This is a genomic window from Paenibacillus taichungensis, assembly GCF_013359905.1.
Taxonomy (GTDB): Bacteria; Bacillota; Bacilli; order Paenibacillales; family Paenibacillaceae; genus Paenibacillus; species Paenibacillus taichungensis.
This window is the reverse complement of the sequence record NZ_JABMCC010000104.1, coordinates 288,581-314,054: the sequence shown is the minus strand read 5'-3', so window position 1 is coordinate 314,054 and position 25,474 is coordinate 288,581. Positions and strand designations below refer to the sequence as shown.

Below are 25,474 nucleotides of genomic sequence, written 5' to 3'. Positions count from 1 at the left end.
TCTGCCGATCCAAATCCGGACTTACCTTCCCCGGATCCGGAGTGAGGCGAGGTTCGGTTACAGCCATATGAATTCCTCCTTTACGGATTGCCATCTCATTAGAGTGTCTGAATTAACGCTGTAACTCCCGCTCAACACGGTGAACCGTATCAGGCCAGACCTGCTCCGGGTTGGCATTTTGCTTCGCAATATCATTCAGCCGCCGAGTAATGATGTTGTGCACCGAAGGGTATCGTTCACCAAAGAAAGCCTCGGGCACATGCTGTGCCGATTCGGCAAATACAGGCCCTGTTGCCTGTCCGCCGAAGAAGGGTTCTTCTTCTTTCATCGCCGGTGTATCGAACACACCAGGTGCCGAAGGAAACAGGTTCAACGTCTTATATTGTTCAAGTTGGTTATCCGGGCTTTGCAGCCACTGGATGACTTCGAACGCTTCTTTTGGATGTTTGCTTGACTTCAAAATGGACAGGAATGATCCACCGTTATTGCCGTCTCCACCAGGAGCGCGGGTGACTCGCCACTTGCCAGAGGTATCCGGCGCGGCTTCCTGCAGTACCTGCTTCATCCAGACGGCTCCCACAAAGGAAGCGATCTCACCATTATTCATCGCTGCGTTCCAGCCAGGGGTCCAGCCGTCTGCATTAGCGAGCAGCCCTTTTTGCTTGAAGGATACGGCGGTATCCCAGCTCTGCTTGACGAGTGGAGAATCCATGCCGATAAACGAGCCGTCAGGACGGAAATACCGTTCGGTTCCTTGCGATAACACTTGATTGTAAACGGTTCCAATATTGTCGGTTAGAAATACCTTGCCTCCGAACTTTTCCTTGATCTTTTCTCCTGCAGCAGAATAGGCATCCCAGTTGTTGATCTGGCGAGCCACTTCTTCAGGCTCGGAAGGCAATCCGGCCTCTTTAAATAGATCTGCACGGTAGAAGAGGGCTGTCGGTCCCGTATCCATAGGGAAGCCGATCATTTGTCCACCCGGTGTAACGCCTTGCTTCCATTTCCAATCCAGATATTGGTCTTCGACGTCACCTGCGCCGAGATCATACAGATTATAGAAACGGTCCTCGCTGGGAAAGAGCTCCATGATCCAATCGTTCAATGCGACAATGTCGGGCTCACCTGAGCGCGCAGCGAGTGTCGTTTTGAGTTTTGCCTTGAAATCACCACCGATTTTCTGGGCGGTCAGTTCAATATTGGGGAACTTTTCCTTGGCCTTGGCAATCAGCTTATCATCGATGGAACGGTTCCAGTACCACAATGTAAGCGCTACCTTTTTGTTGCTCGATGAATCGTTCTGTCCCGGCCATATGGAGCATCCGCTCACCAGCATGACACAGACTAGCAGAATGGCTGTCCAGCATGTTCTTTTCCGGCGGATCATGTGATAACCCCCTCATCGTTAAGTTCGAGGCATGAAGTGCGATGGACTACAACATAAGTGTATGAGCAGTTTATAAACTCATACCCAATATTCCTGAAATGAAACACAAATTTGTGTCGGTTACGTATCATAAATTTATTAGTTACTTTAAAAACAAAAGTTACTTGACACAATATAATTTTTATTTTAAACTTGCTTACATAAAGTAACTAATGATGATGACAATAATATAGATACGTATGATATGCAATCCAGTGATCCATTTTACGTCTGGATGCGAATCAATTCATAACCAAGATGGTTTAACAGGAGGAAATTACTAATGATTAATTCACATATTATTCAACTGCTTGCCCCCAAAATTCAGACTTTTCCGAGTGGAAAAGAATTCATTCACCTCGTTGGACCGATTAAACTTCCGGTGAATCTTGATGGAGAGACACATACCTTCCAGTGGTACAGCTGGATGAAATCGGAGAAAGCTATGGAAAGCCGCGAGCTGATTGAATCTCTCGCTACCGCCGAACTGGCTGAACGTCAGCAATCCAGCGTATTGGTGTACGGTGAGTTTGCCGAAGCACAGGAAGCGTTGATTCGGATGCACAGCATCTGTCATACGGGCGATATCTTTGGTAGCAAACGTTGTGACTGCGGCTTCCAACTGGAGCAATCGATGAAAATGATTGCCGCCCATGGAGCAGGCGCACTCTTCTATCTGGCAAACCATGAGGGCCGTGGCATCGGTCTGTTCAGCAAAGCGATGGCATACCTGTTGCAAGAGGAAGGTCTGGATACCGTTGATGCTAACCTGCAGCTTGGATTTACAGACGATGCTCGTAATTATGATGATGCCATTGCCGTATTGCGGGCACTTCGTACAGCTCCCGTAACATTGATCACCAACAATCCACGCAAGCTCGCTGCTTTGCAGGAAGCGGGACTGAATGTGGGTGGACGTGTGCCACTGTGGGGAGATCGTTCGTCCTTTAACGAAAAATATTTGCAGACCAAAGTGAGCCGTTCCGGTCACTTGGCAGAAAATGATGCATGGGCTGGTGAAGAGACCTTGCTTCCACACGCCCAAGCCTAAAAGGTTGATCCCGATCCCGATCGATCGTTCAATATGATTTTGGCATAACGCCTGTTTGCCATACTGTCCAATAGACAGGACAATTTAAGCTGTTTGTGTATGCTCCTTCTGGGGTAAACATGAACAGCTTTTTTGAGTTTAGGAAATAGAATGGCCCCGTCGTCTCACGCCAAGAATTAATCTGACGGTCCTGACTTTGCTTGCCGTTCATACCATACGAACTATACAATATAGGCATCTGATTTATGCGGGAGGAACGAAGGTGCCATTTGAGGGACAGTATGTGTTACCGGCTGCCAAGAGCATGAAGCAGTTTGAAGCAATGATTGAAGGCCCATACACCTATGGGGTTATGCTGGATACGCATATTGCGCAGCTTCATAGTCTGCTGGAAGAAGCACGGCGACGTGGCAAAAAAATAGTTCTGCATGCCGATCTGGTGCAGGGGCTGAAGAACGATGAATATGCCGCAGAGTATTTATGCCAGCATATTCGTCCGGCAGGACTGATTTCGACGCGAGCCAGTGTAATTCAGAAGGCGAAACAGAAAGGGATTACAGCCATTCAGCGTGTTTTTCTGCTGGATACAAATGCGCTGGAGAAAAGTTATCTTTTGCTGTCCAAGACCCAACCGGACTATATTGAAGTACTGCCCGGTGTTATCCCGCATATTATTGCAGAAGTATCCATACGGACAGGTATACCCATTATTGCAGGTGGGTTGATCCGCTCAACGGAAGAGGTTGAACTGGCGCTGGAAGCCGGAGCTACCGCAGTAACCACTTCCAACATGGACCTGATTCGGCACTACAAGAAATCGCATACAGAATATAAGCAGTAATCCCACAACAGGAGGTTGTCTGTATGGAAAAATATATACTGGCCCTAGATCAGGGGACGACGAGCTCCAGGGCTATTCTGTTTAACCGGAGCGGTGAGATTGTGCATATTGCACAGCAGGAATTTCCGCAGTACTTTCCCAAGCCGGGCTGGGTGGAGCAGAACGCCAATGAAATCTGGAGCTCCATTCTGGCAGTGATGGCTTCATGTCTGGCCGAAAGTGGAATCAAGCCGGTCCAGATTGCCGGCATAGGCATTACGAACCAGCGGGAAACGGTTGTGGTATGGGACAAAGAAACGGGCCGGCCCATCTATAATGCAGTAGTCTGGCAGTCCAGACAAACGGCTGATATTTGTGATGAGTTGAAGGCGAAGGGATTGGGTGACCTTTTTCATCGAAAAACGGGCTTACTCATTGACCCTTACTTCTCGGGAACCAAGGTGAAATGGGTTTTGGATCATGTGCCTGGCGCCCGGAAGCGTGCAGAGAAGGGTGAGCTTCTGTTTGGTACGATCGACAGTTGGCTGATCTGGAAGCTGAGCGGTGGTACTCATGTCACTGATGTATCTAATGCTTCCCGCACATTAATGTACAACATCTATGATCTGCAATGGGATGATGAATTGCTACATATTCTGGACATTCCCAAAGCGATGCTGCCAGAAGTGCGCGGTTCATCCGAGGTGTACGCACATACGGTTGACTACCATTTCTTTGGTCATCGGATTCCAATTGCCGGAGCAGCAGGAGATCAGCAGTCGGCATTATTCGGTCAGGGCTGTTATACAAAGGGAAGCATGAAAAATACGTACGGCACCGGCTGTTTCATGCTTATGAATACCGGTGATCAACCCGTACAATCCAACCATGGCCTGATTACAACTATTGCATGGGGCATTAATGGAAAAATCGAGTATGCGCTGGAAGGCAGTATTTTTGTCGCAGGTTCGGCCGTACAGTGGCTGCGTGACGGCTTACGGATGCTTCGTTCCTCAAAAGACAGTGAGGACTATGCGGCACGTGTACCCTCTACAGACGGCGTTTATATGGTTCCTGCATTTGTAGGTCTGGGAAGCCCTTACTGGGACAGTGAGGTTAAGGGAGCGGTGTTTGGTTTGACAAGAGGAACGACCAAAGAACACTTTATCCGTGCAACCCTGGAAGCACTGGCGTATCAGACCAAGGATGTACTGGCGGCAATGGAATCCGATTCAGGTATTCCGGTGAATGCCTTGCGCGTAGATGGGGGAGCAGCGGCCAATGATTTTCTGATGCAATTCCAGAGTGATATTCTGAATATCCCTGTGGAGCGCCCTAACGTGAACGAAACGACGGCATTAGGTGCGGCTTATCTGGCAGGACTTGCAGTAGGCTATTGGAATAGCGCGGATGAATTGGCGAATCACGAGAATACGGAACGTGTCTTCCAGCCGGTTATGGCTGAAGAAGAGCGTACAGAACTGTATGCAGGGTGGCAACGTGCAGTGAAGGCAGCGATGGTGTTCAAATGAGTGGATTATATTTCAAATGGGCATTTGTACTTTCTCGATAAAGTTCTACAATAAATGATATTTATTGGTGGAAAATGATGCATAACTTACAGGGTTTATTTTCCTGGAGAAGAGAAAACATATACCCACTATAAGGAAAAATAAATGATTAGTGGATCAGTTTGAAATTCCATCCGCAGGCAGAACAACTTTTTGAAATTTTTTTGAATAATGTGTCATTTCAGGCCTTCACGCCGCCTTAAATGTGTGATAGGATTAAGTCACAAGTTAAAAAAATGATGTCTGGAGATCGGGAGAGACCACGTACCGCTCAGCAATTGCTGAAGCGAATGACGTGGTCTTTTTTTTGTGCTTTTGTGGGTAAAACAAAGGTAATCAATGGGAGGAATCGGGATGACAACATCGTTCTCAGCGGAAAAACGAACCGAATATCTGGATCGGATGGCGAATGCACATTTTGACATATTGATTATTGGTGGGGGAATCACAGGAGCCGGGATTGCGCTGGATGCAGCTTCCCGCGGATTGAAGACAGCACTGGTGGAAATGCAGGATTTTGCGGCAGGCACATCCAGTCGTTCGACCAAACTGGTGCATGGCGGTCTACGGTATCTGAAGCAGTTTGAAGTGAAAATGGTGGCTGAGGTGGGACGGGAGCGAGCGGTGGTGTACGAGAATGGGCCACATGTGACGACACCCGAACCGATGCTTCTCCCCATCTATACGGCGGGTACCTTTGGCCGCTTCAGCACATCCATTGGTCTGATGGTGTACGACCGGCTTGCCGGAGTGAAGCGTAGTGAACGACGCCAAATGTTAAATGCCGGTGCCGTCTCAGACAGTGAGCCTTTGCTGCGGAAGGAAGGACTGCTGGGTGGTGGACGTTATGTGGAATACCGAACGGACGATGCACGGCTTACCATTGAAGTGATGAAGGAAGCGGTGCGGCGCGGCGCACAGGCAGTGAACTATGTGAAGGCAGCAGCATTCCTGAAGGAGAATGGGGTCATTACCGGAATTCAGGCTGTGGACCAGATCAGCGGTCAATCTTATGATTTGCGGGCAACCAAGGTGATTAATGCTTCCGGTCCATGGGTGGATGAGCTGCGCAAGATCGATGGGTCCCGCCAAGGCAAAACGTTGCAGATGACGAAAGGTATTCATTTGGTATTCGACGGTACGCGTTTCCCGTTAAGGCAGGCTGTATATTTTGATACACCGGATGGACGAATGGTCTTTGCTGTCCCGCGGGATGGGAAAACCTATGTGGGAACCACGGATACCGTCTTCGAAGATGATCCCGCACATCCGTTAATCTCTGAGGCAGACCGGGATTATGTCATCGATGCCGTCAACGGCATGTTCCCGGACGTTCGGATTCGAGCTGAGGACGTGGAGTCCGGTTGGGCTGGAGTACGTCCCTTGATCCATGAGGAGGGTAAAGGGCCTTCCGAAATTTCGCGCAAGGATGAAGTGTGGGTAGCCCCTTCGGGGTTGATCACGATTGCCGGGGGTAAATTAACCGGGTACCGCAAGATGGCAGAGATGGTTGTTGATCTGACTGCTCGCCAATTGGAGCAGGAGACGGGGAGATCGGCTGGACCATGTATTACGAAAAAGATGCCGATTTCTGGAGGCCATGTTGGCGGTTCCGCCGCATTTGGTGCGTATGCTGAACGCAAGATTAAGGATGGAGTAGCACTTGGACTCGACAGATCTACTGCGGAACGATTAGCCAGAGTGTATGGTTCCAATGTGGACGCACTGTACGAGCGGATGCCTGATCCGCGGACAAAGGCCGACCTGCATGGTATGTCACAGGAGCTGCTGCTAATGCTGCGTTATTCCATTGACGAAGAGATGGCTGTGACACCGGCAGACTTTTTTGTGAGACGCACCGGAGACCTGTTTTTCCGCATTGATGAAGTCCGCCAGTATAAGGCAGTGGTTATTCAGTATATGGCTGAACACCTGGATTGGCGGGAGGAACAAGCGATACGGTTTGCGAATGAACTGGATCAGTTGCTCTTGGAAGCATCGGGTAAAATGTAATGCAGGATTTCGCATCTGGGGGTCGAATGGAACATGTAAGCGTGTAACAAGGAGAGGGGTTTACATCTATGACTTTACAGATCGGAATCATTGGAACAGGTTGGTTCAGCAAGGTACATGCAGATATTCTGGCACGAATGGAAGGTGTTCGTGTAGCAGCTGTCTGCGGAACAACGTTGGAGAAGGCAGAGGCTATGGCTTCCGTCTATGATGCTGTTGGCTACGGTGAACTTGAACATATGCTGGATGGTGAAAAGCTGGACGCAGTCTATATCTGTATTCCTCCGATGTCTCATGGATCGATTGAAGCTGAATTGATTCGACGGGGTATCCCGTTCCTGGTGGAAAAACCGCTGAGTACAGGCATGGATATTCCTCGTCAGGTGTTGGATCAGGTACAGAAATCCGGATTGTTGACATCGGTAGGTTATCATTTCCGTTATCAGGAGGCTGCACAGGTACTGAAAGAAGCGATGAAAGAGCAGACCGTCGGCATGGCGCTTGGACGCTGGATGGGCGGAATGCCGGGAGTCGCTTGGTGGCGTCGCCAGGAAGGCTCCGGGGGACAGTTTGTGGAACAGACGACCCATATCGTGGATTTGCTGCGGTATTGTGCTGGTGAAGTGACAGAGGTATACGCTGTAGCGGCCCAACGCAGTATGCATGAAAAGCATGAGCATGTCACGGTAGCTGATGTGGCGAATGTAACACTTAAGCTAGAAAGTGGGGCAATCGCGAGCATTGCCAACACTTGCCTGCTGCCAGATGGTGAAGGCGGCGCAGGGCTCCAGTTCTACACGGATGCCGGATTATGGGACTGGACACCTGAACGTCTTCTTCTGCCAAGTGCTGCCCCTCATGCGATGGCAGGTCTGGAGATTCCCGCAGGGCATAACCCTTATGAGCGGGAAAATGAAGCGTTCATTCACGCCCTTCGTACGGGAGATCGTTCACGGATATTGTCCGATTATGCGGATGCCTGCCGTACACAGGAAATTACAACGGCGGCGTTGGTTTCGGCAGATTCGGGATTACCGGTACAGCTTCAGCCATCCAAACACCTCTCGCATTAATCCTTTTTATAACTTAAACAAGAAATATAAACGCGTTAAAAAGACGCCTGAATCTGGACTGATCCAAAGATCAGTTCAATTCAGGCGTCTTTGTGTTGTACATGAATCAGAATCTGGCTACTTAGTAGACTGCTGCTGTTTCAACCAGTCTGAGGACCAGTTGTAAATCTGATTGATGACGGGTTCGATGGCTCTGCCTTTGGGCGTCAATTCATACTCAACGCGGGGAGGAATTTCAGGATACATATGCCGGGTTACGATACCTTCCATTTCCATCTCCTTCAGACGTTCGGACAATAACCGACCGCTAATCGCCATTTCTGCTTCCAGCTCTGTGAATCGTTTGGGTCCGGATAACAGTTGGTACATGATGAGCAGTACCCATTTCTTACCGATGATATCCATGGCCTGAGTAATGAGACAGGGACTTGGTGATTTTACTTTTCTCAGCTTCAACGTGTTCACCTCGATTCAAGTATTGATGGATTTCTTCGTATATTCGTATATATAAAAGTGCGTGGCTTTCTGCCGCTCTGACCAAAGTAAGGGACAATGAAGTCAAACATGTTACTACAAAATGTACTGTAACATACCTTTTGTATGTATTATACACTATTCGTCAAAAAATTACTTGAATAAATAATGTTATTATTATATACTCACTTCATAAAAGTAAGTTAATGATTATTAATATGTATAATATCAGCACATACCAATTTTGCAGTACAAACTGCCCATTTTAAAAATAGAGTTACGTTGTAACTTTTACATAGATTGCTTTTTATACAACAGATGAATATGGACATTCATTTTCAGGAGGATTATACATATGAACAAAGGCATAAGAATTTTAGGATATATTGTGTTGGTTGTGCTTGCAGGTATGTTTGTAATGGCAGGTTTTAACAAGGTTAGTGGAGCAGAGATGATGGTACAGACTTTCGAAGGGTTCTCCTATCCTACATGGACGATGTATCTCATTGGGGTAGTAGAGCTGCTCAGTGCGGTAGGTCTGTTGATTCCTCGTACTCGTATTCTGGCTTCAGGAGTATTGACGTTCATTCTGATTGGGGCTGTGGGGAGTCATCTAATTTACGGACAATACGCAGCTGTTCCTTTCCCGGCGGTGTTGCTGGTTGCCAACATTATCGTTCTTATTATGGGGATGCGTAAATTGGAAGCAGAAGAAATGGATATGGATCTCGTGCAGGTCTAAGAGTTAAACGCTGGAGTTAAGAATATTGAAAAAGATGACCACTGTGATTAAGCGGTAGTCGTCTTTTTTGTGGTTTATCTCAAAAAAAAGAAGAACCCACGGAGTTCAAAGGGTTCTCTTGCAACGGGACTTCTTGAAACGGAAGGTCTCCTGATTATAAATAATCGAATAAATTCCTATTATAGTAGTTTTTTAAGTTGGGAGACGCGTCCTTGGCTAATGCCAAGCTTTTCCGCAATTTGCTGTTGAGCCAAACCGGGATTCTGTTCAACAATTTCCTTCATCTGTTGCAGCATGCGTGCCGTCTTCGGCCGCAGGTCCGGATACTCTTGGTTGGCAGCTGTAGCCCCTTCTACCCAAGTGGGAGACGAGACTGTGGCGGATTCGGTAGCAGGACGCTCCACGGGTGCAGGAGCCTGTTTGTTCTGAGGAACGAACCAATCGGGAGTGTCATCCGGGTGTTTTAATTGAATTGCACAAGTCCGGCAGATGAATTGCTCTTTGAAATACATTTCCGTATCCACATCACCGCAAAACACACACAATGTTGATTTATACTTTCTCAAAATCAACTCTTTCCCTTCAATGAAAAACTCGAGCGGATCGCCGATATGGATTTCCATCGTATCCCGCATTTCTTTGGGAAGGACAATTCGTCCAAGGCGGTCCAGAGATCTCTTCATTCCGGTTCTTTTCATCGCATCTCCCCCGCAATATTCACAATTAAAACCTGTCCTTATTGTAAGGAAGAAAGGGCTTTAATACAACAATAATATTTCAAGAAATAGGGTTAATTCCATCTATTATGGGAAAATAAGTTTAGATAGCACGGGTGCAACCGCTAATGTGAACAATGCGGCCAGTACCATGGAGATACTGGAGATGGTTCCTGTCAGTGAACTGAGCTCAAAAGCCTTGGATGTGCCTGTTCCGTGGGCACCGGTTCCAAGCAGTGTTCCACGCGCAATCTCGCCATCAATACGCAGCATTTTCACAATGGATGGTCCCATAATTGCCCCCAGCAGACCGGTCATGATGACAAAAACCGCCGTAACCGCCGGAATGCCTCCAATAGTCGCCGATACATTCATCGCGATAGGGGTAGTGATCGATCTCGGGATCAGACTATGAATGAGTCCGGAGTCCAGGCGCAACCACTTGGCGAGCAGGGCAGAAGAGAGGACCGCCACGACGGAGCCCGTCATAACGCTGAAGACGATCTCGGAAATATGTTTTTTGAGTACATGGAAGAACGTATAGAGCGGTATGGCAAAGGCCACCGTTGCCGGTTGAAGCAGCAGACTTAGCCATTTACCGCCACTGCTGTAAGCTGCGTAATCCGTGCCTGTTGCGAGCAGCACACCAACGACAAGAAGCGGCGTAATCAGCAGCGGAGACAGATAAACTTTGGGCAGGTTGCGATACATGCGTTTGGCGACCAAGTAAATACCGACGGTTAACAAGAGACAGAGGAATCCAATCATCCGGTGTGACGCTCCTTTCGTTTGGCGATTCGGGTGGCAACAAGGCCTGTGCAGGCCATGACCAGAAACGTGCTAAGCAGAACAATAAACAGAATTTGCAGTCCGTCTTGCTCCAGCATGGGCATGTAGTTCATAATGCCAACGGCTGACGGGATGAAAAATAGCAGTAACTCACCGAGCAGCCAGGCAGCTCCAATTTCGATCCAGCGCAGCTTCACGACCCGGGTCTGAAGCAAAATGAACAGCACGATCATACCGAGTATGGAACCTGGTACAGGTAGATGGAGAGCACGGGCCAACTGGTCCATGAGCAGTGAAAAGGCCATCAAGAGCGCAACTTGCAAAATGCCAAGGCCCCATTTCTTCACTTCAATCCCTCCTTGTATAATGAACGTGATGATTTTGAGTTGTTTATGAAAATGATTCACTTGATATCACAAATTTTACATCGCATTCTTTCATGAGTAAAATGCATATTAAGAATGTTTACCATTCCATTTATCTATGAGAGATGGGGATCAGACGATGGATATCCGCCATTTGCAATATTTTTTGGAAGTTGCTCGGCAGCAAAGCTTCACCAAAGCGGCCGAAGTGCTGTTCATTACACAACCGACGATTAGCAAAACCGTCAAAAGCTTGGAAGACGAATTGGGCGTAACGCTGCTGGATCGTTATGGCAAGAAGGTAGCGTTAACGGATGCAGGGCATGTCTTTTTTCGGCAGGCGCTGGAGATTGAAAAGTCATTTCGCAGCTTATCGTCCGAGCTGGACGACCTGATGAATCTGAAGAAAGGACACCTTCGGATTGGTTTGCCACCGATGATAGGTTCAAGCTTTTTTCCGATGATTATCGGTGAATTTCATAAAGCTTACCCACAGGTAACCATTCAGCTCTTCGAGGACGGTGCCAAAAAAGTAGAGGCCGATGTGATTAGTGGTGCACTGGATATTGGTGTCGCCGTTCTGCCTACTGTGGATGAACTTGTGGACCACTTTGTTTTTGTGGAAGAGAAACTGAATCTGATCGTACATCCTTCACACCCGCTTGCGAGCAAAGAGTCTGTCGCGCTTCGCGAGCTGGAGCATGATGCATTTGTGCTGTTTCGGGAAGATTTTGCGCTGCATGACCGGATTATCGCCGCCTGTCAGCATGCGGGGTTCCAGCCTCGGGTGGTGTATGAAAGCTCCCAGTGGGACCTGCTCAGTGCGATGGTAGCGGCCAATCTGGGCGTGGCATTGCTGCCAGAAACGATCTGCCGTGAGGTGGATCATATGCGTGTGCGCATTATACCCGTGATAGAACCTGTGATTCCATGGCAGCTCGGCATGATCTGGCGGAAGGATCGATATTTATCCTTTGCAACCCGGGAGTGGATCGGATTCACACAGTCCATGCTCAGTGAATAGGAAATCGGTGTAAATGGGGAAGAGGGGACGGGATAAAATCGTTATTTTAACTCCACTGAAAGCTATAGAATCATATTAAAAAGGCCCTCAACACGTGTTGAGGGCCTTTACTTTTTCTGTCTATTTATAAAACGAGTAATATTAATACTCCTCTATATGAACAATAACAGTAGCTACAACATACATGCTAATTTACTGAAGCTCTGGCTGTGTTTTTTTTAAATATGCACGCCAGGTAATACACCATTGTTTCGGGTCGTCCAAAGAGGATTCGTCATTGCCATGCACCGTGCTGTTATGCGGAGCTGATTTGACGATATCTGGCTGAGTATAGGCTTCATTCGAGATATGCTCCAGCGCATGGATATATTCGTCGAGATCTTCCTTGGAATAGGATTCCGTTGGCTCCAGTGTGAACGGCTGTGGAACAATATACGGGTGATGAGAGGTCCAGTAATGCAAGCCAAAATCACACATTCTGCGCGTAATATCCTCCGTCGTCACACCGGTCTCATCCGTGAGCTGTTTCCAGCTGTAGCGGACCTGTTCCAAACGGCGTCCTTGGACATACGGGGCACTCGCTCCGCGTATTTGAACAATTTTATGATATAGATAGTTGTTATTCAGCACCGCCACCTGGGCGACATCTTTCAGACCGTCCGGTCCGAGGCTCATAATCCAGGCGTAGGAGCGGAGTACAGTTTGGGCTACACCGTGAAAACTCCGTACTTTACCGATGCTGACTTCCGTTTGATCTCTCAAAATATAACGTCCGTCATCTTCCTTATCCACCAAAGGGCCAGGCATGAAATTCTTCAATTCTTCCGTCACACCGAGAGCGCCCGTAGCAGGACCGCCGCACATATGAGGCGCAGCAAAGGTTTTGTGAAGATTGAAAAAGCACATATCAAAACCCGCTTCCTTCGCTCGTGTAATCCCGAGCAGGCCATTGGCGTTAGCCTGATCATAGTAGCAGACACCACCAGCTTCGTGCACCACATCCGTAAATTCGCGGATACGATGGTTGTATATGCCTGTGTCCTCTGGGTTAGCCACAACAAATCCGGCAGTCCGCTCGGAGACAACGTTCTTCAGCTTCTCAAGGTCCGGGAATCCATCCTCGTCTGGATGCAACGTAATAATCTTATATCCCTTCACGGCAGCTGTAGCAGCTTGTGAAGGATGAGAGAAGATCGTTGTAATGATCTCATCACGTTGTTCACCTTCACCGCGCGAATCATGATAGGCGCGAACGATGGAGGCCATAGCCAGAAGTGCTTGGGTTCCGCTACTTGGCTGAAAGGAGAACGCATCCATACCGGAAATCTCTCGCATTGCCAAATCAAGATTGTGGAATATCTCCAGCATCCCCTGAACAGAATCCACATCCTGCAGCGGATGTAGCTCGGTCATACGTGGATTGCGGATAAGCATTTCGTTGATCCGTGGAATATATTTCATCGTGCAGGTTCCCTGACCAATCTCCACGTTCATATCCGATCCCAACGTTTCCTGGGATAATCTCAGATAATGCCGCAGTACCTTAGCCTGCCCGATTTCAGGCAAAGCGGGAACAGTGCGCCGCCACATGGATGCCGGTATGTTGTCTTCTGCGGAGCCCACTTCAGCAGCTACAGCCGCTTCCGTTCCCGGTGGGACGACACCCCGCTCTCCGGGCCGGTGAAGTTCAAAGATAACGGGCTCATCCCATTTAGCTTGGTGAAAATTACGGACCTTATGATCTCTGCGAATCCGTTTCATGGCATTCAGTCCTCCTCTATATGATCGTTATGATGTGCTGACAATGGAACGAAGAGTATCGACGAGTCGGTCCAAATCGGCCTGGGTATGCGTTTCCGTGACGCAGTACAGTGCACATTGACCCCATGATGGGTAGGATAATGACAGATTCTTACCACCGAAAATTCCTGACTCCATTAATCTCTGGTTAATTCCCTCAACGGTTAGACCTGTACCATTAAAATCAACAACAAACTCTTTGAAAAAGGTGCCATTTTCGAAGCGGAGTGACACACCTGGAATTCGTGATATCTGTTTCGCAGCGTAATGCGATTTCTGGATAATAGTGCTACCAACCTCCTGCATCCCAGCAGGACCGAGGAGGGCCAGATATACTCCTGCTGTAATGCCCCATAATGCGGTCTGGGTCCCTACCGATTCCTTACCTTTTTCCCGAAGAGCGAATGATGTACGTTCATAGGCAACGTCTCCGAAGCCGTATTCGCCTTCCACTTCGGTTGGCACGATGCCAAATAGCCGGGAAGGGTATTCCATGACGTATTTTTCCTCATCACGTGTTGCAATGAAGCCAGCCTGCCCACCGCCAAAGTTCATATGCATACCCAGCGGCTGTAAATCTCCGCAAATGATATCGGCCCCGTAATGGCCCGGAGGCTCCAGAACTCCAAGTGATATGGGATCAACACCTACAATAGAAATGGCATTAATCTTATGAGCCAGTTCAGATATCTCGGCACCCTGATCCTCAATGATTCCAAGATAACCTGGATTTTCAAAGTATACTGCCGCCGTATCGTCACTTAATTTGCTGCGCAGATCATTCAGATCCATTCGTCCTGTTACCTGATCGATGTCAACATACTGAATATCCATGACTGGAGTACAGTAATTACGAATAATTGCCGCCTTATCCGGGTCTACGGAACGCGGGAGCAGCACGATTTTGCGCCCTGTAATACGCCCCGCCATCCGAATCGCGGTTGAAGCTGCCTGAGCCCAGTCAAAGGTTGGTACATTCACGACATCCATGTCCACGAGCTCGGCAAGCAGGCTCTGATACTCGAATAGGGCCTGGAACCGACCATGATCTTCGTAAGGCTCACCGGCATAGGCCGTCACGAATTCAGAACGCTGATTAATCTCGTCGCATACAGCTGGAATGAAGTGCTGCCAGCATCCTGCACCCAGAAAATTAAGATAATCTCCACTGTGCTTGTTCTTTGCTAGTAGTCCGTCAATATGTCGGCGCAGTTCATACTCGTTCATGGCTGGCGGAAAGTCCATCTCCCGCTTCAGCTTCAGGCTGTCAGGGATTGCGTCGTGGAGTTGCTCCATAGACGTTAAACCAATCTCTTTCAGCATCGCGTCCCGGACCTCCGGAACGGTATTTGGGATATAGGGATGGGCATATGTTTTGTTGTCAGCCACAATTAACGCCTCCGTTCATATGTTGGGAAAAAGGTAATTCTTATCGTCCTAAGCGATTCCGCCTCCGTCAACAACGAGAACACTGCCTGTTACCCATGAGGATAAGTCACTCGCTAGGAACAATACTGCATTCGCGATATCACGCGGTGTACCTAGACGCTCCAGCGGTCTGCCTCCTGCAGAGGCAACCAGAAATGCTGACTCATCCTGCTGCAGCTGCTTCGCTTCGTCACGCAGGAGAGGTGTATCCGTATCCCCTGGTGATACACAGTTGACTCGAATGTTCGCCGCTCCATGGTCGATAGCCATGGCACGTGTCAGATTGACAACGCCTGCCTTTGCTGCGCAATAAGCTGCTGCGCGGTCTCCACCTTTCAGTCCCCAACCTGAGCCTGTGTTAATGATGCTGCCTCCGCCGCTAGACTCCATAATGGGAATTACATATTTAGAAAGGAGAAAGACACCTTTGAGTGAGACATCTAGTACAAGATCCCAGTCTCTTTCATCCAGCTCGGTAACCGTTTTGCGGCGAATAACCCCTGCGTTATTGAACAGGACATGAATTCCTCCAAGAGTCGATTTGATCTCTGAAGCTGTGCGTTCACAATCTGCGGCAGAGGTCACGTTGCAGCAGTAAAAGCTGGCCTGACCTCCCTGTTCACGGATACTGGCGACTGCCTCGTTACCCGCAGCCTCATTAATATCAATCAAGACAGCATGTGCCCCGAAGCTCGCCAGAAGCTCAGCGGTGGCCAGCCCAATGCCTGATGCCCCACCAGTAACGACGGCTACCTTGCCAGATAAATTCAAAACGTCCTGTGTATTAAGCATCTTTATCTTCCTCCATTTCATATTGCATCGCTTCTGTACTCATTCGGCGGCTCAGCCTTTCAGGAGAGCTATCCTCCGCCATATACGCCTGAAGCAAGATGCGGAACCGGAACGCTTCCGGTTTAACTGTATTCTCAGGCGACTGTGCTGGGCCGCAGCTATTACTTCCCAGTCCGTTCTGTCGGTAATCCAGATTCAGAGTAATGAAATCACGAGGTGCCAAATCGCTCATATGCTGCGCCTTCTCCAGATCACCATCCGTGTAACGTCTAGCACTGAAATCAAGCGTTGGCGCTCCTGCCGCCAGCAGACCGATTCCTGCTCCATCGACAATCGAAACCCATCTTACATCTGTCCGATTTCCATTCTCTTGGGGATAAATATACGACGTGAACAATCCATCTACACTGCTCTGATATACGCCGAAGCGTCCGGCCTCCCGGCTATCCGAATAGCTCTCTCCCGGCCCACGGCCATACCATTTCACACGATCTATATCACCGGGAACTTTCATCTGAAGACCGATTTTCGGGAGCATAGCAGGTGGTGTTCCTTCCGGCATTCCCTTCACATCTATAATGATTAGTCCGCTTGCAGTAACCGTATAGGACGTTTCACAGCGGAAGCCCCAATCGTAGACAGGAGGTGCTATGCGTGAAGTCCAAGTCATACGCACAGATGTTTCATTCAATCGATCCCAGCGGAAGTGATCTATCCGCTCGGTCAGTCGATCGAGGTGTGCCTTGCGCCAATCCGGGAGCACATACATATCGTTATCAATGGGAGCACGCCAGAAATTCAGTCGTGGTCTATGTTGAATGAGTTCCTTTCCGTTCAGGTGAAGTGAGGTGACCCCTGCACGTAGACGATTAAAAGAAATACGGAAACTGTCATTCGTAAGGATTAGCTCTCGCCCTTCTTCGGTAACTGACAACTTCTGCTCTACAGACAGCAGGGATGAGGGAGATACGGCTGAGGTGGAATGATTCGGCAGTGCAAACTGCGCCCAAGCCACCTCATGCCCCTGTTCCGCCCAAGCACAGTCTGCTGCCAGCGTAAATCCGACATTCAGCCACATCTCCGTACCCGGCTCAAGATGAATCGACTGTTGATCTGTTAAATTCAAATGTGGAATCAATACGTTTGCGCTATCACCCGGACCAATCTGCGGAAGTACAAGTACACCGCTGTTAACGGTTCTTCCATCAGCCGTGATACTGTAATGAACCTGCAGGTGATCTAAAGTCACAAAGTCATACCGGTTCGTTACGCGAATCTTTCCTGCGTCTATCATTTCGACCCTTACAGGTTCGATGATTTTCTTATATTCAATGAGTCCCGGAGAGGGGGTGCGGTCTGGGCGAACCAGTCCGTCAATAACAAAATTACTGTTATTCGGTACATCTCCATAATCTCCACCGTAAGCGTAGTCAGCCTTGCCATCGATTGATTTCCTGCTGAGCCCATGATCGATCCATTCCCAGACAAAGCCGCCTTGAAGACGTCGATAAGCATCAAAGGTGTCAAAATACGTCCGTAACCCTCCGGGTCCATTACCCATCGCATGGGCAAATTCGCATAGAATATGCGGTTTCGGATGATCGGTTAGCTGGCCGAATCCTTCCATTTTCTCCACCGAAGAATACATCGTGCTCACCACATCACATACTTCCGCTTCACGGTCTTCTTCATAATGGATAAGACGTGTGGAATCATTGGCTTTGCACCACTCAGACATCGCACGGAAATTGCAGCCGAAGCCCGATTCATTGCCAAGTGACCAGAAAATCACGGAAGGGTGATTCTTGTCGCGCTCCACCATACGGCGGATGCGGTCAACATAAGCATCCTTCCAAGCGGGGTCATCGCTAAGCCGTGAAATATTACCCAGCGGCTCAAAGCCGTGCGTCTCCAGGTCCGTCTCTTCCATAACGTATAACCCATACTCATCACACAGATCATAGAACCGCGGGTCGTTCGGATAATGTGCTGTCCGCACCGCATTGATATTGTGCTGCTTCATCATTTGAATATCTTCGAACATGGTGGTTACCGTGACGGTTCGTCCCGTATCTGGATGATGGTCATGCCGGTTTACTCCTTTGAGAAGGATCGGTACTCCATTCACCAAGAACTGTCCATCCTTGACTTCCACACGGCGGAACCCAACTCGCTGGGCAATCGTTTCTATAACCTGATTCTTCGAATCAACCACTGAAATGATTAGATGATATAAATAAGGAGATTCAGCATTCCATAAAAAAGGCTTCGCCACAGGCAGATTGAACTCGACACTTGCAGGATGGTTTAGATTCTTCTCAGCAGACAGGATCTGCTCGCCAACGTTATTCAGCAGTTGCAACTGTACCTTGCCCTGAACTTCTTCTCCATCCAGATCTAAGCGGACCGACAGTACCGCATTGGTAAACTCTGTATCTAGCTCCGTTACAATTCGATAATCTGTAATACGGGATGCTGAAGGCTCGGAAACCAGATAGACATCCCGGAAAATGCCACTCATCCACCACATATCCTGGTCCTCCAAATAACTACCGTCAGACCACTGGTATACCCGGACCGCCAATCGGTTAATTCCTGCCTGTAGGAAAGGGGTCAGATCGAACTCTGATGTCAGGCGGCTGCCTTGGCTGTAGCCGACAAATGAACCATTCAGCCATACATGAAAGGCGCTATCTACACCGTCGAACTTAAGTGAAACAACTCTTCCGTCCCAATGGTCTGGCAGCGTAAATTCCCTTATATAGCTGCCCGTTGGATTATCATTAGGTACATGAGGAGGATCAACAGGGATTGGGTACTCGAGATCCGTGTAATGCGGATTTCCGTAGCCTTGCAACTGCCAGTGGCCAGGGACACGAATATCATCCCAACCTGAGGTGTCATATTCATTTTGATAAAAATCCGGGGTGGCCAGATCTGGCCCCTCAGCAAATTGGAACTTCCAAATACCGTTCAGCGATTTGAACCATGGAGAGCTTCCTCTGTCATAGCTCAGAGCACTTTCTTTATTGGAATGAGGAATAAAATAGGAGCGACTCTTCGCACGGTTTCTCTCCAGCACGCTAAGGTTATCCCAGTCGCGCTCAATGTTCATAACAGTCATGATCGTCATTCCTTTCCTCTATCTGTGTGTCCTATCCTTTAATACCTGTCGTGGCAATTCCGCCGACAATGTAACGCTGGGCGAAGAAGAAAATCGCAAGTGGCGGAATCGAAATTAAGCAGGTGATGGCCATGATGGATTGCATATCAACACCGTACATGCCCTTAAATTGAGATAGGCCTAGCGTTAACGTATATTTCGTCTGATCATTTAGGAAAATGAGAGGCCCCAGATAGTCATTCCAACAACTCATGAACTGGAATACGGAGACCAGGATCAGCGAAGGTCCCATTAGCGGTACGATGATTCGCAGTAGAATCGTCATTTTACTAGCGCCGTCAATTGTCGCTGCTTCATCCAGCTCCCGAGGGAGGGTCATAATGAACTGCCGCAACAAAAAGATATAATAGGCAGAGCCGAACCACGATGGAATAATCAGCGGTTTGAGTGTGTTAATCCAACCCAAATAGTTAAACTCCATATACTGCGGAATCATCGTTACTTCCCAAGGGATCATCATGGTAGCCAGAACGACAAGAAACAGGAAATCACGACCCTTGAACTGGAATCTGGCGAAGCCGTAAGCGACGAGCGTACAGGATATCAGCTGACCCAGGGTGGATAAAACCGTAACGATCAGCGTGTTTTTCAAAAATAAATTAAAGGGCTGGATATTCCATGCTTCTGCGAAGTTACTGAATTTCCAGACGGATGGAATCCATTTGGGAGGAAACAGATAGAGCTCCTGCGGTGATTTCAGTGCCGTGGTTACCGCCCAGAACAGTGGGGCGATGAACAGCAGTGAGAACCCAATCAGCAACGTGTATGCAACTATTTTTTTCATCAGGACCGCCCCCTTGTACTGGCCTTAAGTTTCTTCTGCGGCTGCTTTTTCATTTCACCTTCATAGAACACCCAGGCTTCCGAAGATTTGAATACCAGAAATGTCAAGGTAAGCACGATCAGAAACATAAACCAGGCGTTGGCGGCAGAGTAACCCATCTTAAAGTATTTGAAAGCGTTCTCATACATGTACATCGCGTAGAAATAGGTTGATTTCATTGGCCCGCCTCCCGTAAGTAGCAGGGCGAGAGTTAACTGCTGAAATGCTGCAATAATTGATGTGATGAGATTGAATAGAATTGTTGGCGTAATCATCGGAATGGTTACACTCAAGAACTTTCGGATTTTACCTGCTCCGTCGATTGATGCCGATTCGTACAAGTCCTTAGGAATGCCTTTAAGTCCAGCTAGGAAAATAAGCATCATCGATCCTTGTCCCCAGAGGCTGGCAACGACCATTGCAACAAGCGACCAGTTTGTATCATTCAGCCAATCGGGTCCCTGAATGCCCAGGACAGACAAGAAGTAGTTCAGAATTCCATAGTCTCCGCTGTATACCCAGGACCAGATCATAGCAAGCGCAACACCTGAAATTACAGAGGGGAGATAAAATGCCGTACGGAAAATGGCGCTTCCTTTAACCCTTTGGTTGAGCAGCATGGCAAGTCCGAGTGCAACTACAATATTGAGCGGAACGAAGAGGGCTGCAAATTTAAGTGTGACAAATAAAGATTTCCAAAAAAGTGGATCATTCGAAAACATCTCTACATAGTTGTCTAGCCCTATAAAAGTTACCTTACCGACGATTGGCCAATCAAAAAATGAAATGACCAATGAGAACAGCAGGGGGCCTAAAGTGAAGAAAACAAATCCAAATATCCAAGGGAAGATAAAGAGGTAGGGTGCAAGCCCACCCCATCTACGTTTTTTCAAGGCCTTAAGGGTAGCTGTCGGTTCTGATGTATTCTGCAGGTAGGTCTGAGCCATCTCCTAACCTTCTTTCTACAAGTGTTATTTCAAATATCGTTCGCTGTCCTTAACCGCCTGATTCAGCGCCTCTTGGGCATTGCTGCCGTGCATAACTGCTTCCACTGCAGCCGACAGCTGTCGGTTCACTTCATTCCACTTCGGATTGAGTAGAAATGCAGGTGTATTGTCCGAACGCTCAAGCATGGTGTAATAAGGTTTGTAGAGCGGATCTTGATCCTTCTTGAGTTCGTTTACAACACTTTGTCGTACTGGCAGGTCAGCAACACGCATTTTGATCGATTCATTAGAAACATAAAATTTAACGAATTCCCATGCCAGATCTTTGTTCTTGGAGTCTTTGGCAATAGACAAGGCAGATTCTGCAAGTACACCTTTAACCGGTTTGCCTGGAAAAGCAGGAATTTCGACCGTGCCTACATCAACTCCCGCTTGTTTGAATGATTCGAGCGGCCAGATTCCGCTTTCCCACATGGCGATCTTACCGCCTTTAAAGATATCATCACCGCTTTGCTGGCCTTTACCACCTGTGAGCACGGCGGTGCCGTCCTTCACCATATCACCAAACATTTGGATAGCTTCAGCGGTTTCTTTACTGTTCATGTAGCCTTCGATGGTTTTACCATCCGGGGAAATAAAGGAGCCACCGTTGCTCCAGACAAAGCCCTGCAAGTCATACGTATCATTCTCGGCACGGGCACCGAAACCGTACTGCTTCTTAGATGGATCCGTCAGCTTTTTAGCGATATCCTGGAAATCGCTCCATTCCCATCCGTCTTTAGGATAAGGGACACCCGCAGCATCAAAGAGCTTTTTGTTATAATAGACGACACGAGTCGTGAAGCCTGCCGGAATGCCGTATAGCTTATCGTCAATTTTTCCGTAGTTGAACAATCCTTTGTAAAAATCATCTATCTTCAGGTCTTTATCTTTTTCTGCGAAGCTATCCAGTGGTTCAAGAGATTGATGGTAAGTAGGGAAGTCCCACATGTACATGACGTCTGGCGGGTTGCCCGCTCCAAAGCCTGCGGCAAGCTTCTGGTCAAATCCGTCCGCATAGGCCTCAACCTGCACCTTTGTACCGGGATGTTCTGCTTCAAACTTCTTGGCGATATCCTGCTCAATTTTGAGCGCGTCTCCCGTATCCCAGGTTGCAAAACGAAGCGTCTTCGTCTGATCCGAACCGCCGTTCTCCGGATTGGCTGTTCCAGCGTTACCGCTGCATGCAGACAGTATAGATACCATCAGCGTCGTTGCAAGGACAATGTGTGAAATTCTTTTTTTCATATTGTCAGCTCCCTGTCAGTGAGGTTTATAATAATTGAACCGCTTTCATCGTAACGCGAATGAAAGCGGTTCAAAACGTGTATCTATTCGAATGTTGTTGTGATTTTGTTCGAATTATTGAAGCGGGTGTCAATCTGTTCGGGACCCTTCGTCTTTTTGTTGGGAACGGTAATGACTCGGTGTCTGACCCGTACAGCGTTTGAACCATTTGCTAAAATATTTGCTATCTCCTAGTCCTGTTCGCTCCGCAATTTCCTGCATAGTTAGATGTGTATCCCGCAATAAACCATAAGCAAGGCGTAGTTTCCGTTTATATTGGAAGGCAATGAAGCTATCACCGACAGCCTTCTTAAAGAGAATAGAGAAATGACTGCGGCTCAGTCCAACCTCTTCCGCCAGTTCGCTGGCTGACCAGTCAGCTGCGGGATTAGCATACAGTAGATTCACGGCTTTCCAGATCGGATCTGGCCAATGATTTACGGATATCCCATACAGCTTCTCTAGCTCAGCTTCTTTATGAAGGTTTTGGAAAGCCTGCTTCAGATCATCGCTGTGGACCAAGGATTCTTTACGAGTCCACTTCAACTGACTGCATTTGCTCTTACTCTCTACCAGCAGGCTGTCTGCAGACCCTCGCAGCGTATCAGGAACGATCCAATAGTAGTATTCTTCTCCATAAGGAATGATCGTACCCTCGCGCATGCTGCGGTCATTTTTCTCAGCTTCCTGTAGCAGCTCGGTCCAAGATGCTCCGCATTCTGCCGTTCGAATCAGATATATCAACAATGGCTGACCATTAACATGAGATTGACCGCCATGCAGCTTCTCCAGCTCCTCTGGAAATTTACAGCTATGTCCGTTCAGCCATGCAAAGAGCAGTGTTTCCATACGTTCTTCATCTTTTAGAGAGGGGGGAGCGGAGACAGATAGTTCATGCTGGAACTTCTTTAACATGTCTTCAAGTTCTTCGTCCTCAAAAGCGGTCTTTAAAAGATATCCGGATGCCCCAAGTTGAATTCCCTGCTGTGCGTATTCAAAGTCGCGGTGACAACTGAGCAGAATTATTTTGGTCTTCACCGCCATCTCCTTTATCTTGCGAGACAGCTCGATGCCATCCATCTCTGGCATTACAATATCTGTTATTACAATTTCAGGCCGATGCTCCAGAAAGGCTTCCCAGGCTTTTTGTCCATTGGGCGCGTCAGCTATAACTTCCATTCCAAATTTCTCCCAAGCTACGGTCGAACGTAGGCCTTTCCGTACAATGCTCTCATCATCTGCAATCAGCACCTTAATTCTCTTTGCTGTATCCATCCGGACGCTCCTCCTCTTTGGGCCAATGAATGACAATCGCTGTACCTTCACCCTTAGTCGAAAATACTGTAAGTCCGTACTGCGAGCCGAAATGCAGTTTGAATTTCTGGTCTGCGTTCTGGACGCCTAATCCTCCGCGACCACGACGTTTCTGATCTGGAACAAGCAAACGCTCCCGTTTTTCTTCTGTCATACCTGCTCCATTATCCCGGAGAGTCAGCAGAAGTTCATTTTCTTCCACGGTGACATCGAGCATGATTACACCTATTCCATCCGTGAAGCCGTGGAAAAATATATTTTCAAACAGCGGTTGTAGAGTCATACGCGGGATCAGATACTGCTTTAGTGAGTCCTCGCAATTCAGCTCATAGCTGAACACATTTCCGTACCTGATCTCCTGAATTTTCAGGAAATGCTCAATCATGCGTAGTTCTCTGCCCACCGTGATCAGTTCCTGCGATATATCCAGATTTCCTTCCAGCACCATCGTTAAGTGATATAACATCTGACGGATATCATCAGCCCCTTCCAGACGGGCCTTCCACTGAATGGAGTTCAACGTATTGAACAGCAGGTGGGGGTTAATCTGATAATGGAAAGCCTTCAGTTCTGCTTCCTTCTTGAGTCTTTCGCTCTGTTCCACTTCTTGTACAAGCGATTGAACGCCACTTACCATCCGGTTAAAACTCATATCAAGGCTACCTAGCTCATCTCTGCCTTCGATCGGCATTCGTGTATCCAACTTACCGAAGCTGACTTTCTGCATCGAATCCTTTAGCGTGCGAATACGAGCTGTAAACCTCGACGAGAACAGATAGGCGAATCCAAAGGCAAGCAGACATGAAATAACGGCCACGACAATGGTATTCGACCGAATAATGCCCGAGGACAGGTAGAAGGCTTTGGCAGGTAATCTCGCTTCTATGGTCCACTGGTTCACGGCAAGCGTCCGAATCCATGTAATATCACTATCCTTCTTCGTGAAATCGGGTGCGCTTTCATATATAATTCTTCCGTCCGAAGCTTTAATGGTCAGATGCGACTTCGTATCTGTCTCAAACAGCTTGAACATATGGATCAGTTCCTGCGCATTCTCCTCTATGAGTATGGTGCTGCCGTTTTGCGTTCCGTTGGAATTATGAATCGGAACAGCGAGCCCAAGAACGGGAAGATTCGAATCGCCTGAACTGCTCATTGCGTGATTTTGCATATAAAAGCCTAGCCAGTATAGTCCTTTATAAGAAGCCGGTTTTGTCTTCCATTCTGGCATATTTCTCAGCTTGGCAACGTCCAAATTGTTCTCTCCATAATAATAGCCTGAGGGCGTAATGATATAGATTCCTGCAGTTTGGTCCGTCCACAGCGATTTCAGTAGTGCTTCAAAGTCATTCTTCTCAATGATTTCGCTATAGCTTATAGGTGCTTGATTCCTTAGATCTGTATGGGCGGGATCAAGCAAATACGAATAGATCGTTTCACTCATTTGTTTCATTCGGCCTAAAGATGAGCTCGTTTGTTGTTCCAACTGCGCTACAGCATTTTCACCATATTTGCCAAACTGGGAATTGATAATTTTGGCGGATTGGTAATAGGACAACGCACCAAGCGAGAGCAGTGGAATCAGAGTCACGATGAGAAAACAGAAGAGCAGCTTGGTCCGTATACTGCGGTAGGAACCAGAGAATATGCGTTTATTTAGCTGCCTGATCCATTGGATGTTCATAAACGGTTTCCCCTCTCGCTATAACTACATCTACCTGCATTCTAGCATGGACAGGTAGCCTATAGAAGAATCTAATCATTTCATGGTAACGCTTTCAATTAGTTGTTTGCAA

21 protein-coding genes are annotated in these 25,474 nt (G+C 48.0%); 7 read left to right on the top strand and 14 right to left on the bottom strand.

Annotation, left to right across the window (positions count from 1 at the left end):
* Positions 1 to 112 precede the first annotated feature (112 nt).
* Positions 113 to 1,387 (bottom strand): ABC transporter substrate-binding protein, encoded by a 1,275-nt coding sequence (locus tag HP548_RS09625; RefSeq protein WP_063567341.1) that lies wholly within the window; start codon positions 1,385 to 1,387, stop codon positions 113 to 115.
* Positions 1,388 to 1,709: 322 nt separating this feature from the next.
* Between HP548_RS09625 and HP548_RS09620 the strand changes: the two genes are divergently transcribed.
* The 5 genes from HP548_RS09620 (at position 1,710) to HP548_RS09600 (ending at position 7,954) form a co-directional block, all read left to right on the top strand.
* Complete coding sequence (locus HP548_RS09620) at positions 1,710 to 2,477, top strand: GTP cyclohydrolase II (RefSeq protein ID WP_175381517.1); 768 nt, start codon at positions 1,710 to 1,712, stop codon at positions 2,475 to 2,477.
* Between the two features lie 262 nt (positions 2,478 to 2,739).
* Positions 2,740 to 3,318, top strand: coding sequence for a glycerol-3-phosphate responsive antiterminator (locus tag HP548_RS09615; protein WP_076287428.1), 579 nt, complete (start codon positions 2,740 to 2,742; stop codon positions 3,316 to 3,318).
* Positions 3,319 to 3,341: 23 nt separating this feature from the next.
* Positions 3,342 to 4,829, top strand: a complete 1,488-nt coding sequence (gene glpK / locus HP548_RS09610; protein WP_175381516.1) for a glycerol kinase GlpK — start codon at positions 3,342 to 3,344, stop codon at positions 4,827 to 4,829.
* 393 nt (positions 4,830 to 5,222) lie between these two features.
* The gene (locus HP548_RS09605) at positions 5,223 to 6,881 is read left to right on the top strand and encodes a glycerol-3-phosphate dehydrogenase/oxidase (protein WP_175381515.1); all 1,659 of its coding nucleotides are present in this window, start codon (positions 5,223 to 5,225) and stop codon (positions 6,879 to 6,881) included.
* A gap of 68 nt (positions 6,882 to 6,949) precedes the next feature.
* Positions 6,950 to 7,954 (top strand): Gfo/Idh/MocA family protein, encoded by a 1,005-nt coding sequence (locus HP548_RS09600; RefSeq protein ID WP_175381514.1) that lies wholly within the window; start codon positions 6,950 to 6,952, stop codon positions 7,952 to 7,954.
* A 117-nt stretch (positions 7,955 to 8,071) separates the two neighbouring features.
* Here the strand turns inward: HP548_RS09600 and HP548_RS09595 are convergent, their stop codons facing one another.
* On the bottom strand, positions 8,072 to 8,359 hold the full coding sequence (locus HP548_RS09595) for a winged helix-turn-helix transcriptional regulator (protein ID WP_062321783.1): 288 nt from the start codon (positions 8,357 to 8,359) through the stop codon (positions 8,072 to 8,074).
* A gap of 424 nt (positions 8,360 to 8,783) precedes the next feature.
* Between HP548_RS09595 and HP548_RS09590 the strand changes: the two genes are divergently transcribed.
* Positions 8,784 to 9,170, top strand: coding sequence for a DoxX family protein (locus HP548_RS09590; RefSeq protein ID WP_175381513.1), 387 nt, complete (start codon positions 8,784 to 8,786; stop codon positions 9,168 to 9,170).
* Between the two features lie 179 nt (positions 9,171 to 9,349).
* Here the strand turns inward: HP548_RS09590 and HP548_RS09585 are convergent, their stop codons facing one another.
* From HP548_RS09585 to HP548_RS09575, 3 genes are all read right to left on the bottom strand, one after another.
* Positions 9,350 to 9,868 carry an AbrB/MazE/SpoVT family DNA-binding domain-containing protein gene (locus tag HP548_RS09585; RefSeq protein WP_099857280.1) on the bottom strand — a complete coding sequence of 173 codons (519 nt, stop codon included), beginning with the start codon at positions 9,866 to 9,868 and terminating at the stop codon, positions 9,350 to 9,352.
* Positions 9,869 to 9,973: 105 nt separating this feature from the next.
* Positions 9,974 to 10,654 (bottom strand): CidB/LrgB family autolysis modulator, encoded by a 681-nt coding sequence (locus HP548_RS09580; RefSeq protein ID WP_063567333.1) that lies wholly within the window; start codon positions 10,652 to 10,654, stop codon positions 9,974 to 9,976.
* Entirely contained in the window at positions 10,651 to 11,022 is a 372-nt protein-coding gene (locus HP548_RS09575) for a CidA/LrgA family protein (RefSeq protein WP_063567332.1), read from the bottom strand. Before HP548_RS09575 ends, HP548_RS09580 begins: the two co-directional genes overlap by 4 nt.
* 157 nt (positions 11,023 to 11,179) lie before the next feature.
* Here HP548_RS09575 and cidR point away from each other — a divergent pair, with 157 nt between their 5' ends.
* Entirely contained in the window at positions 11,180 to 12,064 is an 885-nt protein-coding gene (cidR, locus tag HP548_RS09570) for a cidABC operon transcriptional activator CidR (protein WP_175381512.1), read from the top strand.
* A gap of 192 nt (positions 12,065 to 12,256) precedes the next feature.
* Here the strand turns inward: cidR and gcvPB are convergent, their stop codons facing one another.
* From gcvPB to HP548_RS09525, 9 genes are all read right to left on the bottom strand, one after another.
* A complete protein-coding gene (gene gcvPB / locus HP548_RS09565) occupies positions 12,257 to 13,825 on the bottom strand; it encodes an aminomethyl-transferring glycine dehydrogenase subunit GcvPB (RefSeq protein WP_175381511.1) in 1,569 nt (522 codons plus the stop codon).
* A 27-nt stretch (positions 13,826 to 13,852) separates the two neighbouring features.
* A complete protein-coding gene (gene gcvPA, locus HP548_RS09560; protein ID WP_175381510.1) occupies positions 13,853 to 15,253 on the bottom strand; it encodes an aminomethyl-transferring glycine dehydrogenase subunit GcvPA in 1,401 nt (466 codons plus the stop codon).
* A gap of 48 nt (positions 15,254 to 15,301) precedes the next feature.
* Complete coding sequence (locus HP548_RS09555) at positions 15,302 to 16,084, bottom strand: SDR family NAD(P)-dependent oxidoreductase (protein ID WP_099857285.1); 783 nt, start codon at positions 16,082 to 16,084, stop codon at positions 15,302 to 15,304.
* Positions 16,077 to 19,208 carry a glycoside hydrolase family 2 TIM barrel-domain containing protein gene (locus HP548_RS09550; protein WP_175381509.1) on the bottom strand — a complete coding sequence of 1,044 codons (3,132 nt, stop codon included), beginning with the start codon at positions 19,206 to 19,208 and terminating at the stop codon, positions 16,077 to 16,079. Before HP548_RS09550 ends, HP548_RS09555 begins: the two co-directional genes overlap by 8 nt.
* Positions 19,209 to 19,239: 31 nt before the next feature.
* Entirely contained in the window at positions 19,240 to 20,052 is an 813-nt protein-coding gene (locus HP548_RS09545) for a carbohydrate ABC transporter permease (protein ID WP_076287438.1), read from the bottom strand.
* Entirely contained in the window at positions 20,052 to 21,038 is a 987-nt protein-coding gene (locus HP548_RS09540) for a carbohydrate ABC transporter permease (RefSeq protein WP_175381508.1), read from the bottom strand. Before HP548_RS09540 ends, HP548_RS09545 begins: the two co-directional genes overlap by 1 nt.
* 24 nt (positions 21,039 to 21,062) lie before the next feature.
* Positions 21,063 to 22,325: an ABC transporter substrate-binding protein gene (locus HP548_RS09535; protein ID WP_072733725.1), complete on the bottom strand. Its 1,263-nt coding sequence runs from the start codon at positions 22,323 to 22,325 to the stop codon at positions 21,063 to 21,065.
* Between the two features lie 129 nt (positions 22,326 to 22,454).
* Positions 22,455 to 23,639: a response regulator transcription factor gene (locus tag HP548_RS09530; RefSeq protein ID WP_175381507.1), complete on the bottom strand. Its 1,185-nt coding sequence runs from the start codon at positions 23,637 to 23,639 to the stop codon at positions 22,455 to 22,457.
* Positions 23,617 to 25,362, bottom strand: a complete 1,746-nt coding sequence (locus tag HP548_RS09525) for a sensor histidine kinase (protein ID WP_175381506.1) — start codon at positions 25,360 to 25,362, stop codon at positions 23,617 to 23,619. Before HP548_RS09525 ends, HP548_RS09530 begins: the two co-directional genes overlap by 23 nt.
* Positions 25,363 to 25,474: the final 112 nt, after the last annotated feature.